This window comes from Mycobacterium sp. E1747, assembly GCF_001667775.1.
Taxonomy (GTDB): domain Bacteria; phylum Actinomycetota; class Actinomycetes; order Mycobacteriales; family Mycobacteriaceae; genus Mycobacterium.
Genome location: NZ_LZJI01000150.1, coordinates 1 through 13,624 on the forward strand (window position 1 = coordinate 1; position 13,624 = coordinate 13,624).

10 protein-coding genes and 2 pseudogenes are annotated in these 13,624 nt (G+C 62.5%); 8 read left to right on the forward strand and 4 right to left on the reverse strand.

The features are described 5' to 3' along the window. A pseudogene (locus A5695_RS29670) lies at positions 1-150 on the forward strand (GDP-L-fucose synthase); the annotation flags it as partial. A gap of 44 nt (positions 151-194) precedes the next feature. Here the strand turns inward: A5695_RS29670 and A5695_RS14705 are convergent. The 3 genes and pseudogenes from A5695_RS14705 to A5695_RS14715 all read right to left on the reverse strand — a co-directional run. Continuing rightward, positions 195-1,082 (reverse strand): annotated as a pseudogene (locus tag A5695_RS14705) (GDP-L-fucose synthase family protein); the annotation flags it as partial. A gap of 7 nt (positions 1,083-1,089) precedes the next feature. Further along, positions 1,090-2,112, reverse strand: coding sequence for a GDP-mannose 4,6-dehydratase (gene gmd, locus A5695_RS14710; RefSeq protein WP_068083129.1), 1,023 nt, complete (start codon positions 2,110-2,112; stop codon positions 1,090-1,092). Positions 2,113-2,394: 282 nt separating this feature from the next. Further along, complete coding sequence (locus A5695_RS14715) at positions 2,395-3,267, reverse strand: glycosyltransferase family 2 protein (RefSeq protein WP_082946099.1); 873 nt, start codon at positions 3,265-3,267, stop codon at positions 2,395-2,397. A gap of 319 nt (positions 3,268-3,586) precedes the next feature. Here A5695_RS14715 and A5695_RS14720 point away from each other — a divergent pair, with 319 nt between their 5' ends. Beyond that, positions 3,587-4,903, forward strand: a complete 1,317-nt coding sequence (locus tag A5695_RS14720; protein WP_068083130.1) for a UDP-glucose/GDP-mannose dehydrogenase family protein — start codon at positions 3,587-3,589, stop codon at positions 4,901-4,903. 133 nt (positions 4,904-5,036) lie between these two features. Then, positions 5,037-5,993: a methyltransferase type 11 gene (locus A5695_RS14725; RefSeq protein ID WP_231974839.1), complete on the forward strand. Its 957-nt coding sequence runs from the start codon at positions 5,037-5,039 to the stop codon at positions 5,991-5,993. A 16-nt stretch (positions 5,994-6,009) separates the two neighbouring features. On the opposite strand, the gene A5695_RS14730 is transcribed toward A5695_RS14725, so the two are convergent. Further along, positions 6,010-6,663 carry a hypothetical protein gene (locus A5695_RS14730; protein WP_068083134.1) on the reverse strand — a complete coding sequence of 218 codons (654 nt, stop codon included), beginning with the start codon at positions 6,661-6,663 and terminating at the stop codon, positions 6,010-6,012. 303 nt (positions 6,664-6,966) lie between these two features. Between A5695_RS14730 and A5695_RS14735 the strand changes: the two genes are divergently transcribed. From A5695_RS14735 to A5695_RS14755, 5 genes are all read left to right on the forward strand, one after another. Beyond that, positions 6,967-8,235, forward strand: coding sequence for a glycosyltransferase (locus tag A5695_RS14735; RefSeq protein WP_068083135.1), 1,269 nt, complete (start codon positions 6,967-6,969; stop codon positions 8,233-8,235). Between the two features lie 467 nt (positions 8,236-8,702). Next, complete coding sequence (locus A5695_RS14740) at positions 8,703-9,902, forward strand: class I SAM-dependent methyltransferase (protein ID WP_068083136.1); 1,200 nt, start codon at positions 8,703-8,705, stop codon at positions 9,900-9,902. A gap of 153 nt (positions 9,903-10,055) precedes the next feature. Further along, a complete protein-coding gene (locus tag A5695_RS14745; protein ID WP_068083142.1) occupies positions 10,056-11,159 on the forward strand; it encodes an NAD(P)-dependent oxidoreductase in 1,104 nt (367 codons plus the stop codon). Positions 11,160-11,591: 432 nt separating this feature from the next. Then, the gene (locus tag A5695_RS14750) at positions 11,592-12,425 is read left to right on the forward strand and encodes a TylF/MycF/NovP-related O-methyltransferase (protein WP_068083144.1); all 834 of its coding nucleotides are present in this window, start codon (positions 11,592-11,594) and stop codon (positions 12,423-12,425) included. 144 nt (positions 12,426-12,569) lie between these two features. Next, the coding region (locus A5695_RS14755) for a glycosyltransferase (protein WP_068083149.1) at positions 12,570-13,624 on the forward strand (1,055 nt) is incomplete at its 3' end.

Genomic DNA, 13,624 nt, shown 5'->3' on the forward strand with positions numbered 1-13,624 from the left:
GACGCAACAAACCCGGATGGGACGCCGCGCAAGCTGCTCGACGTCTCACTCTTGCAGGAGATGGGATGGCTGCCCAGCATCACGCTGCAGAGCGGCATCGAAGCAACGGTGTCCTGGTATCGCGAGAATGCGGATGCGGTGAGGCAGTGAACGGGCAACGTCCCGCGTATTGAAGAATCGCTCCGCGTGCGTCTGGGCAGCCATCCCATCTCCTGCAAGAGTGAGACGTCGAGCAGCTTGCGCGGCGTCCCATCCGGGTTTGTTGCGTCCCAGCGGGTTTCACCCGTATATCCCACCGCTGCGGCGACCATCTCGGCTATCTCACTGATGGAATGGTCGATGCCGGTACCCACGTTGACGTGGCTTGGACCATCAAAGTTTTCCAAGAGGTAGAGACACGCGCTTGCCAGATCGTCAACGTGCAGGAGCTCACGCCGCGGTGTACCTGTCCCCCAGTTGGTCACCTCGGGTGCGCCGCCGGCTTTGGCCTCTTCATACCTGCGTATGAGCGCCGGGAGCAGGTGGGAGCCTGAGGGAGAGAAGTTGTCACCAGGGCCATAAAGGTTTGTTGGCATCGCCGAAATCCATGCCAGGCCGTATTGGCGTCTGACCGCTTGGACCTGAAGAATGCCGGCGATCTTGGCGATTGCGTATGCGTCATTGGTGGGTTCGAGGGGGCCTGTCAACAACGCATTTTCGGGAATAGGTTGCGGAGCATACTTCGGATAGATGCAAGAGGACCCGAGAAATAGCAGCCGAGGCACCCGAGCGGCGACGGCGGCATCGAGCATATTGACCTGAATCTGCAAGTTTTCAGATAGAAAATCAGCCGGGTAGGTGTTATTGGCCATGATGCCGCCCACCCGGGCAGCGGCATCGACGATTACCTGCGGTCGCGACTCCAGAACGAAGTCGAATGTTGCGGAGCGATCCGTAAGGTCAAGTTCGGAGTGTGAGCGGGTGAGAAGATTCGTGAATCCCTCGGCTTGAAACCTTCGCATCAAGGCGGACCCGACCAGGCCGCGGTGACCCGCGATATATACAGGCGCTGCGCGGTCGAGCATCCCGATCGGTGTGTTCATCGCCCCGTCAGCTCCAGCCGGGCAGGGTTGGCTTGTCGATCCACGGCCTGCCGTCGCACTCCAACGCGGCCATATCGGCGTCGACCATGATCCGCGCCAGTTCGCCGGTGTGCACCGAGGCCTTCCACCCGAGTGACTGGGCGGCCTTGGTCGCGTCGCCTATCAGCGAATCCACTTCAGTGGGTCGCAGATAGCGGTCGTCGAACTTCACGTAGTTTTGCCAGTCAAGTCCGGCATGATCGAAGGCGGTCTGCGCGAACTCACGCACAGTGTAGCCGCGTCCCGTCGCCAGAACGAAGTCTTCGGGCTCAGGCGCCTGCAGCATCCTCCACATTCCTTCGACGTATTCGGGCGCGTATCCCCAGTCGCGCACCGCGTCGAGATTGCCGAGGTAGAGGTCTGACTGGACGCCGGCTTTGATGCGCGCAACAGCCCTTGTGATCTTTCGAGTCACGAAAGTCTCACCACGCCTTGGCGATTCGTGATTGAACAGGATGCCGTTCACAGCGAATAAGCCGTACGCCTCTCGATAGTTCCGCGTCGCCCAATAGGAGTAGACCTTCGCCGCGCCATACGGAGACCGCGGATAGAATGGCGTCTGCTCGTTCTGCGGTGGTGGCGACGCGCCAAACATCTCCGACGAAGACGCTTGGTAAAACCGGCAATTCACGCGCGAAAGGCGGACGGCTTCAAGCAGTCGGATCGACCCCATACCGGTGGTGTCGCCGGTGTGCACCGGCTCGTCGAAGCTGACGCGCACATGCGACTGCGCCGCAAGGTTATACACCTCATCGGGGCCAATGGTGCTGAGCAAGGTGACCAGACGGGTGCCGTCGGTCAGGTCGCCGTAGTGCAGGAAGAGACGTGCGTCCGGTTGGTGTGGATCTACGTAAAGATGATCGATCCGCGAAGTGTTGAACGTCGAGGCTCGACGGATCAGCCCATGAACCTCGTAGCCTTTGGTCAGGAGGAGTTCGGTCAGATACGAGCCATCCTGTCCGGTGATTCCGGTAATGACTGCTCGCTTCACCGGATTCCGGCTCTCGTGGGCGCGTGCTGCTCACCGTAGGTCCGGCATCGCATCATCTGGCGGTTCACTCCTCGTGGTACTGCAGGGCGGGTAACGTCGCAAGAGCCACGCTGCGCATGGCCGCAAACCGCCTCGCTGCCGGGTTTCAAGGTACAGGACACGCTCGCCCCACGAAGTCATCTCGCCGACTTCCCATCGCTATTGCACGCCGCAAACGAGGTGCGCGCAAAGCAGCTACGCGTGGCGCGTGAACCAACCGTTTTCAGACCACCAAATCGCCGTTCACCCGGTTTGGGCGCCACTCGTCTCACTCTGCGCCGGCGCCGCTCCCGCCCGCCGCCGGTCGGCCAACTTTCCGCGCAGGGCCTTCACAGCGTTGAATGCGGCAAGATCCGCCCTAATCGCGTATTCCTTCACGCGCAGGTAGGCCCACGATCTCCGCCGCCCCCCCAGTGGGTAATAGCCGTACATGTCCCACATGCGGCGAAGAGTTCGATAGTGCTCGCGAATCGGTTGTGTCGAACCGGGTCCAGTCATGTCGAAGTCGCAGACCACCCGGTCGATCGTGATCGGAGCTCGAAGCATGGCGGCTCGGTAGATGAACAGTTGGTCCGCTTCGAGTCCGAAATCGAGGTCGTAGCCCCCCAACTTCTCCACCAGTGCCGCCCCGAAAAACGTCGCCTGGTGCGCAACGGTCGCCCCCAACAGAAATTTCCGTATCTTGAAAGGCATGTAGCCATATGGCCGCGGGAAAAGAACATTGCCGTCGGGACCAACCAGGTTGTTCTTGCCGTAACCCCACACGTCGCGCACCGCTCCCTGGCCCGAGATCGCCTCGACGACCGAGGCCACCGCGTCAGGATCGGAAAAGCAATCCGTGGAGTGCATGAACCACAACAAGTCACCGGAGGCGTGGGCGATGCCCTGGTTCATGGCGTCATACCTGCCGTTGTCGGGCTGAGACTGCCAATATGCAAACCCGGGCTCACACCCGGACAGATACTCGACGACCGCGTCGCCCGACCCACCGTCGATAATGATGTGCTCGATCTGGCCCCCATAGCGCTGTGACCGCACACTGTCGACCGTGCGTTTCAGCCCGTCGAGGTCGTTGAACGAGATCGTTATCACCGAAACGGTCGGAGCAGGTGTCACCGTTGTCATCCTTCCGCTATTGACCGTCTGATGTTTTTTGGTCATCGCAGCACGGAACCCATGGTCGACCAACGCTACAACGCCCCCGGCTTGGCCGGAGGGCGATCGCCGAGCGTCCGCGCTTGGCCCGCTACTCATCGAGCAGCTGGCCGGCTCAGCGGTGCCCGTTCCCGCCATTGGTGACACCGCTCCAGCTGTTAGCACTCTAGAACGAGCTGCCCGCCCGCGACGAGCGGACGCGACCTGCGAATCGGTGCATGAGCCGTGCACGCGTGAGGCAATATGGGCGGCGAATCAGTCAGGCGATAAAGGGGTTGTCTTGAAAATTACGGTTATCGGATCCGGCTACGTCGGCCTGGTCACCGGCGCCTGCCTGGCGGACAGCGGCAACGACGTCCTCTGCGTGGACATTGACCGAGCAAAGGTCGACCGACTGCTGGCCGGGGAGGTTCCCATCTTCGAGCCGGGCCTGGCGGAGCTGCTCGCGAGGAGCCGGGAGAACGGGCTCATCGACTTCACGACAGACGCCCGACGTGGGATCGAGCATGGCGACGTCATCTTCATCGCCGTGCCGACACCCATGGGCGAGAGCGGGGCGGCCGATCTCACCTATGTCTACGCCGCCGCCGACGCAATCGGGTCACATATAAACGGATACAAAGTCATCGTTGACAAGTCGACCGTGCCCGTCGGCACCGCTGACGAGGTTCGAGAGATCATCCGCATGAAGACGGAGCATGATTTCGACGTCGTATCGAACCCCGAATTTCTAAAGCAGGGCAAGGCAATTGCGGACTTTATGCAGCCCGATCGCGTGGTGATCGGCACCGATTCCGACCGTGCCCTCAACATCATGCGCGAGCTTTACGAGCCGTTCCTGCGCACCTTCCACCCCTTGCTTGCCATCGACATCAGGAGCGCTGAGATGGCCAAGTATGCGGCGAACTGCTTCCTGGCGACCAAGATTTCGTTCATTAACGAAATATCCAACCTGTGCGAAAAGGCTGGCGCCGACATTTCGGCAGTCCGGGAGGCGATCGGGGCGGACAAGCGCATCGGTTATGAATTCCTGTTTCCTGGAATAGGATACGGTGGTTCTTGCTTGCCGAAAGATGTTCGGGCACTGCTGCACACGGCTGACTGCGTGGGCTCTGACATGCACCTGCTTCGCGCCGTCGAGTACGTCAACAACGAGCAGAAGGCCGCCCTTGTGGCAAAAATCTTCACCCGCTTCGGTGGCAAGTCACCGCAGAGGAACTTGCAAGGCTTGCGCATCGGGCTCTGGGGTCTCAGTTTCAAGCCGCAGACGGACGATGTGCGCGCCGCCCCTTCGCTTGTCATCGCGAAAAAACTGGTGGAGTCCGGAGCGGCAGTGCGGGTCTTTGACCCCGAGGCCACCGCGCAAGCGAAGGAGACGCTGGGAGATTCGGTCGAGTACGCCGGCAATATGTACGAGGCCGTCGAGGGCGCCGATGCGCTGCTCTTACTCACCGAATGGAAACAGTTTCAGCGGCCATCGTGGCAACGCGTCAAGTCAGCCATGCGGGGCAATGTCGTTTTCGACGGCCGCAACATCTACGAGCCCGAAAGCATGCGAGCCGAGGGATTCGAGTACTACGGCATGGGTCGGCGTTAGCGGAAAGCGGCCCGGACGTGGCTTGACGGCTTCGCAACGATTTCTATAGGGTCAGAACGCATTTCGTGGGTGAAGTCTTCTCCGACAGATCATACAATCCGCCTCTCTTGAAAGTGGTCGCAAGGATGGGACTGTGACAACGACACCACCGGTGGTCCTCATGATTTTCAACCGGCCGGAGACCACCCGACAGGTTTTCGAGAAGATCCGAGCGGTGAGACCGGGCAAGCTGCTAGTCATCGCCGACGGCCCTCGCCCAAGCAAACCGGGAGAAGCCGAGAAATGTGCGGCGGCGCGCGCCATCATCGACGAAGTCGACTGGGACTGTGACGTCCAAAAGAACTTCTCGGAGTCCAACATGGGCACCTGCCCTCGCGTCTCCTCGGGCATTACATGGGCATTCGAACTGGTCGACAGAGCGATAATCCTTGAGGACGACTGCGTCGCCTCGCCTTCATTTTTCCAGTACTGCGGAGAACTTCTTGACCGCTATGAGAACGACGAGCGCGTCATGATGATTTCCGGCGGAAACCACTTATTCGGCCACGCCGAGCCGAGCGACAGCTACTACTTCTCCAGGTATCCCCATATTTGGGGATGGGCCACGTGGAAACGAGCCTGGGCGCATTACGACGTGGAGATGACGCGCTGGCCGGAAATCAGAGACAGGAAATTGTTCGACCAATACTTTCCGAGACTGACCGAGCGTTACCACTGGGAGGGCATCTTCGAATACATCGTGTACCGGGGCAGGGTCGATACCTGGGCTTGGCGTTGGTTCTACAGCATATGGGCCAACTCGGGCCTGTGCGCGACCCCGGCTCGCAACCTGGTGCGAAATGTCGGCTTCGACGCCGACGCGACGCATACGCACGCAAAATGGGACAGGATTTATGCCGCACTGGCGGCAGAGGAACTTGGCCTGCCGCTAATTCACCCCTCGGCCGTCATCGCGAGCTCGGACTTGGACGAGCTCGAGGCAAAACTCAGGGCCACCTATCATTCGAAAGGCCTACTGCGCGTGACCAACAAATTGCTGGAGTTGAGAGTGCTAGGCGCGCGGACGATCAGAGGCACCAAGAACCGGTAGCAATCACGGGCGGCAGTTAAGTGCTTTCGGGAGTCTCGACGACGATCGAGTCCAGGCCAGCCCGGATGACCGCGTCGGGGAAAGCGGCTCGCGCGGCTGAGGTGATTGCGTCAAGCTGCGGGAAGCCCGAAAGGCCGGAACCGAAGAGTCGCAGATCGTCGATCACGATTGTCGTGCCCGCAGGTGTCACGTCCGCGAGCTGGGAGAGTGTGGATTCCGCGGGCTCCATCTCCTGACCTTCGGCGGTACCCTCGCCGGAGAAGTGTCCGTCGAGAAACACCAGGGGCGGAGATGAGCAATCCGCGACGATCTTTGGTATCTCGACGAGCGAGTCACCATGAACGAGAGTGACTTTGGGCTCGCGCGCGAACCGTCGCTCGGCGGCAGCAAAAAGGCCATCGTGCAGCTCGACCGAGATCACTTGGTCCACATATGGCACGAAGAAAGCGGTCGTTTCCCCCTTGTATGTGCCGGCCTCAACGAAGATGCGGTGCTTGCGCGACTGCAACGTGTGAAGCAGGTGCCGCTGTTTTGAGATCGCAGGCGGCGAGACGAGGTGTTCGCCGTTGAACCAGCCGTATGCGGCGGCTAGGCGCGAGGGCTCTAGGGACTTCCGGTTACGAACTGAGTTCAGCGCAATGCCAACCAGGCCGCGCGTGATCCTCGACATAACGCAGAACCCTAACGGGTCGCTCGTTGTGATTCCAGCAGAACGGCACAGTTTCATTTCGGCGCCGGGCGGTCCATCTGGCCGGGATCACCAACCACCGCGGAAGCAATGCAGCGCGAGGGCGCCGCGACGCGAGTGCCTCCGACCAAGTGATGCGTAGGGTTACGTCATAGACGATAGGTTGAACCACAACCAACACCCCACCGCGCCAACGCGAGACGGCAACCCGTAGTCGAAGAATCAGGGACAATGACCGAGACCCAGCAAGTCGCCGAAGCACCGCAAAGGGGCGAGTGATTCACAATGAAGTTCGCCCTGGCGAGCTATGGAACTCGCGGCGACGTCGAGCCTTCCGTCGCTGTCGGGCGCGAACTCATGCGCAGGGGACATGATGTCCGCATCGCCGTGCCACCCGAGCTTGTGAGCTTCGCCGAGTCGGCCGGGCTGGCGGCGGTGCCATATGGGCCGCAGGTGCAGGACTTCCTCAACGAGGAGTTTCTGCGCAACATGTGGAGAGATTTCTTTCGCAGCGCCTGGACGATCCGCGGTCCGGTCAAGGTGGTCCGCAGGGTGTGGGAGCCGATCATCCGCTACTGGAATGACGTGAGCAGGACGCTGATGTCGGTGGCCGAGGGAGCGAACCTGCTCTCCACCGGCTTGAATTTTGAGCAAGCCGCCGCCAACGTCGCGGAGTATTACGACATTCCGCTGGCCACGCTGCACCATTTTCCGATGCGGGCCAACGGCCAGCTCGTTCCGAGCGCCCCGGCGCCGGTGGTCCGCTCGACGATGACGGCGGTCGAGTGGCTGTTCTGGCGCTCGACGAAAAAGACGGAGAACACACAGCGCCGGGAGCTGCAGCTGCCCAAGGCCAGGCGTCGCTCGCCGCGCCGGATCGGTCAACGCGGTTCGCTGGAAATCCAGGCTTACGACGAGGCGTGCTTTCCCGGCCTGGCGGCCGAGTGGGCGAAGTGGGGCGATAGACGCCCCTTTGTCGGTGCCTTGACGATGGAGCTGAAGACCGATGCCGACGAGGAGGTGGCCTCGTGGATCGCCGCGGGTCCACCGCCGATTTGCTTCGGCTCGGGGAGCATCCCGGTCGAGTCCCCGACCGAGACGGTCGAAATGATCGCGAAGGCGTGCGCACAGCTCGGTGAGCGGGCACTAATCTGTTTCGGCGGAACCGATTTCAGCGATGTCTCTCAGTTCGACCACGTCAAGGTGGTGGGCGTGGTCAACTACGCTTCGGTCTTCCCCGCCTGTCGCGCCGTCGTCCATCACGGCGGGTCGGGAACCACAGCGGCGAGCATGCGCGCCGGCGTGCCGACGCTGATCTTGTGGAGCTCGGCCGACCAACCGTACTGGGGAAACCAGGTGAAACAACTCAAAGTGGGTACCGCCCGCCAATTTTCGCTCACCACCCCGGAGTCACTGGTCGCAGATTTACGTCAGATCCTTGCCCCCGGGTACGCGATTCGGGCCCGCGAACTTGCCGCCCGGATGACCCCACCCGCCGTCAGCGTCGCCAAAGCCGCCGACCTGCTGGAAGATGCCGCTCGCCGAGGGGTCTAGATACCCGGCGCCTCGATATGCCTCAGACGGTGGCGCCCCAGCCGCCAACCTCGGCGTTCTGATGTATTCATTGGCGGCCATAACTGATTGCACATTTGGCGCGCTGACCGCAATTTGAATCCATAACGGGGGGCCATCGCGCCGTTCTGATGAAAGCCACGGCGGCGGTATCAATTGCAGCCTTTTCGTCGCGTCCATTTCTGCTACGTATGGCCGACGCTGCAGGGATGCGCTGGGCATGGCGTCGCCGGTCTGCGGCGGCCGCCATGACCAGCCGGTAGGGGTCGGACCTGCGCCGACACATCGGATGGCTTGCCGGGTGGTGAGAACCGCCCACGACGGACTCTCGCTGAATTAATGTTCGAGAAACTCAGGAGCCTATTGACGGCGTCCGTTCCGGTCTATGCTCATTACACGGTGGTCGCGGTGTGAGATAGGGGGCAGCATTGTCCGAGCACAGTTGCCGTGTGTGCGGCGGCGATCTTCGGCAGGTCCTTGACCTCGGACGTCAGCCTGTCTCAAATGCCTTCGTCAAGGCCGAAGAAAGCGCCAAAGTGCCGTTCTTCCAACTCGCGGTCGGACTCTGCACGTCTTGCACGATGGTGCAACAGCTCGACGAGGTGCCACCGAACGAAATGTATCGCGCCGACTATCCCTATCGCGCGTCCGGATCCGCGCTGATCCGCAGACACGGCGAGGAAGTGGCCCGGCACATCATGCGAGCCTGTCCCGGTGGGGACAGGTTTGTCGTTGAGATCGGCAGTAACGACGGCGTGATGCTGAAGACCCTGAGCGAGGCTGGAATACGGCATTTGGGGGTGGATCCGGCCGCCGGGGCCGGCGAGGTGGCCCGGGCACAGGGCATCAACGTGCGCACCGATTTCTTCAACGCGCCGACGGCCGGTGAGATCCGCGAAGAGCACGGACCCGCCCACCTGATCTATTCGGCGAACACCATCAGCCACATCTCCTACCTGGACTCGATTTTTCAAGGCGCCGACACCCTCCTTTCTCCGGACGGCCTGTTCGTATTCGAGGATCGGTATCTCGGCGACATCTTGAAGCAGGTGTACTTCGACCAGATCTACGACGAGCACATCTATCTGTTCTCGGTCCGCTCGGTGCAGGCGACGGCCGCCCGGTTCGGCTTCGACCTCGTCGACGTGGAACACCTGCCGCTGCACGGTGGTTCGATCCGCTACACGGTGGCGCGCGCGGGCACTTCGGAGCCGACCGCGGCCGTCGCGGAGTTCCTGGCCCGGGAAAAGGCCGAAGGGATCGCCGAGGAAGAGACTTTCGTTCGCTTCGCCGCGAACATCGATCGCATCCGCGCGGACCTCGTCAAACTCCTGCGCGACTTGCGTTCCGACGGCCGACGTGTCGTCGGATACGGGGCGACCTCACGGAGCGCGACGGTGATGAACTATTGCCACATCGGCCCGGATCTTCTTCCTATGGTGTGTGATTCGACCCCGGAGAAGCAGGGGCGTCTCACACCGGGCTCCCAAATTCCGGTGTGCCCGCCGGAGGTCTTCTCCCACCCCTATCCGGACTATGCGCTGCTGTTCGCGTGGAACCACGCCGACGAGATCATGGCGAAGGAACGCGCCTTCCACGAGCACGGTGGACGGTGGATCCTCTACGCACCGGACGTTCACCTGGTCTGACAGGTCCCGGCGCCAGGGTTGTGGAGCTATCTCCTTCAACTCGGCTGACGGTAGATCGTTCACCGATATGATCATCCGCGGGCCGCACCCGCAAACGCGTCTCGGTTAGATTTTCTGCGCTCGAACGGGAGGGATCGGCTTTTGTCAACATCCGTGCTCATCACTGGTGGAGCAGGATTCATCGGGTGCAGGCTGTCACGCCGACTCATCGAAGCCGGGCACGAGGTCGCTGTCATGGATGTACTGCTGCCTCAGGTCCACGGTCAACGCCCGACGATCGACCTGCCGCCGCCCGTGCGGTTCTTCACCGGTGACGTCACCCATGCCCCCGATTGGGATGCCGTACTCCGGCTGTTCCGCCCTACCCAGGTCGTCCATCTGGCAGCAGAGACGGGAACGGCGCAGTCGCTGTCGGAGGCGACGCGGCATGGCGCCGTGAATGTGGTGGGCACTACCCAGCTTCTTGACGCGCTGACGCGCGCTGGCATCGTTCCCGAGCAGCTCGTGGTGGCGTCGTCCAGGGCCGTCTACGGCGAGGGCGCGTGGCGCGCGGGAACACAGGTCTTCTACCCGGGGCCTCGCAGCCACGCGCAGCTGGCCGCGGGCAACTGGGATCCGCAAGGGCCTACCGGCGAACGCGCCGTGCCCATTCCAAGCTGCGCGGGGCGCACGGAGCCCCGCCCCACCAACATCTACGGCGCGACCAAGCTCGCTCAGGAACACTTGCTGGCCGCCTGGACGGCCGCGCATGACACCAACCTCAGTGTGCTGCGTTTGCAGAACGCCTACGGACCGGGCCAGTCGCTCACCAATCCATATACCGGGGTGGTTCCGTTCTTCGCACGCCTGTCGCGCGAACAGCGACCGTCCGAGGTCTACGAGGATGGGCGGATCCTGCGCGATCTCGTCTATATCGACGACGTCATCGATGCGTTGTTCGCGACGGTGCAGCAGCCTGCCGACGGGTCGCGCTGCCTCGACATCGGGTCGGGCGTCGCGACCAGCATTCATGAGCTTGCCCGCAAGATCGCCGCCGTGTTCGGCGCCCCCGAACCGATCGTCGTACCGAAATTTCGCGACGGGGACATCCGCGCCGCCAGCTGCGATATCGAGCCGGCGAAGAAGGACCTCAACTGGCAACCCAGGTGGGCGCTCGACGACGGGCTCGGTGCCCTACTGCAATGGATCGGTGAGCAGAGCGACGTGCCTCCCGCGCAAAGCGATTACGCGGGCACATCGGGGCCGTCGTCCCGCTGAACACGCTAGGCACGAATATCCAGCGTCCCCTCGAATCTTCAAGCGGCAGAGAGCCGTCCACACCCGGGGCCGGTTCACCAAGCCATCCACTCCCGGCCCACGGAACACGCGAACGGTGAAGCGCCGGGGTCCGAGAACAACCGATCGCGGCACGCGGGGGGTGCATGACCGGATCGCGGGCCGGCGGCATCCCCGACGCGGCCCCCGGGTGCCGACCCGTCCCTGACCCACCGCGAGCAACGGGGCACTCCACGCGGGTTACCACCAGCGCGTGCGATCCGTCTGCTGTCGGCACCAGCCTGCGAGGGTGGATAATCTAGCCCTGGCAACCTGATTCTAGAAAAATCCAAACGCGCAATGAGGCGCCGATTGGGCGTCTAGGCTCACCACCGGCAGTACTGGCATCCGAGACACAGGGGGACGGTTTTGACCGTGACCGAAAGCGACGTCCGATCTCTCTATCTGGACCAGATCCGGCGCGATCTGACCAGGTACGGCATGGACCAGCTCGTGCCCGTGGGGTGGCCGCTGCAAATGCGCGCCAGCGTCGGGTGGTTGACGTGGCTTCCGTTTCTCAAGAACCGCAACTTGATGCTGGTCCGCAAACGCCCGTTCGACAAGCACGCACGCGACTTCGGCATGGACTGGCCGGCCGACGCGGAGACGATGATCGGGATGCAGCGACTCACCAGCCTGCAGCACTGCGTCGAAACGGTGCTGAACGAGGACGTCCCCGGCGATCTGGTCGAGTGTGGCGTGTGGCGGGGCGGCGCCTCTATCTTGATGCGCGCGGTCCTGGCCGCGTACGGCGACAAGACCCGAAACGTGTGGCTAGCCGATTCGTTCGAGGGCGTACCACCCCCGGACACCGCCAACTACAAAGAGGACAAGCTGCCCCGGTTTGCACTGGGTTTGCATCATGCGGCGCCGGTCCTGGCGGTGTCGCAAGCCGAGGTCAAAGCGAACTTCGAGCGCTACGGGCTGCTGGACGACCAGGTCCGCTTCCTTCCAGGTTGGTTCAAGGACACGCTGCACAAGGCTCCCATCGATCAGATCTCGGTGTTGAGGCTCGATGGCGATCTCTACGAATCGACGATCCAGGCGCTCGACGGGCTGTACCCGAAATTGTCGCCGGGCGGCTTCTGCATCATCGACGACTACAACCTCGAGGGATGCCGCAAGGCCGTCGCCGACTACCGCGCCAAGCACAACATATCCGCGGAGATCGTCACCATCGACCAATGCGGAGTCCTGTGGCGAAAGTAGTGACAGCCTGCACGACGTTCCTCACCGCCGGCGCCTTGGCTATCATCGGCGCCGGTATTCCAACGCGGTAGATGTGACGTCGAGACAGCTTCCCATCACTCGATCACCACGCCATTACGCCCCACTCGAAGGCTAGAACCGTAGATGAAGTTTGTGCTGGCAAGTTATGGGACGAGAGGCGATATCGAGCCTTCCCTCGTAGTCGGCCGTGAACTGATGCGCCGGGGACACGAGGTGCACATGGCGGTCCCGCCCGACCTGGTCGGCTTCACCGAGGCGGCGGGCATCCCGACGGCCGCCTTCGGGCTGAACACGCAGACCTGGCTCGATGTGTACCGCAACTTCTGGACGTCGTTCTTCGGGGGCTTCTGGAAGCTGCGGGAGATGCAGGAGCTGTGGCGCGAGATGTGGGACCTCAGTGACCAGTGCTGGACCCAGATGAGCAAGACGTTGACATCGCTGGCCGAGGGGGCGGACCTGCTGCTCACGGGCCAGAGTTACCAGGAGGCCGTGGTCAACGTGGCCGAGTATCTGGACGTCCCATTGGCCACCTTGCACCACGTTCCGGTGCGGGCGAACGGCCAGCTCGTTCCGCTACCCGCTCCCCTCGCACGCGCCTCGATGACGGCGTTCGATTGGTTCGGGTGGCGCCTCAACAAGAAAGTCGAGGACGCGCAGCGCCGTGACCTGGGGCTGCCGAAGGTCAGAGGGGCGTCGGCGCGGCGTATCGCCGCAAACAGATCACTGGAGATCCAGGCCTACGACGAGGTCTGCTTCCCCGGACTGGCGGCCGAATGGCGGAAGTGGGACGGTCAGCGGCCCTTCGTCGGTGCACTGACGATGTCGTTGTCGACGGAGGCCGATAGCGACGTCGCGTCGTGGATCGCGGCGGGAACCCCGCCGATTTGTTTCGGCTTCGGCAGTATGCCGGTGGAATCACCGGCCGACGCAATCGACATGATCAGCGCCGCCTGCGCCGAGTTGGGCGAGCGCGCATTGATTTGCGCCGGTTGGAGCGATTTCAGCGACGTCTCCCACGGCGACCACGTCAAGGTGGTGGGCGGCGTGAATTATGCGGCGGTCTTCCCCGCCTGCCGGGCAGTCGTACACCACGGCGGTTCAGGCACCACCGCCGCAAGCATGCGTGCCGGGGTTCCCACCCTGATCCTCTCCATGGATGTGAATCAGACGCTGTGGGG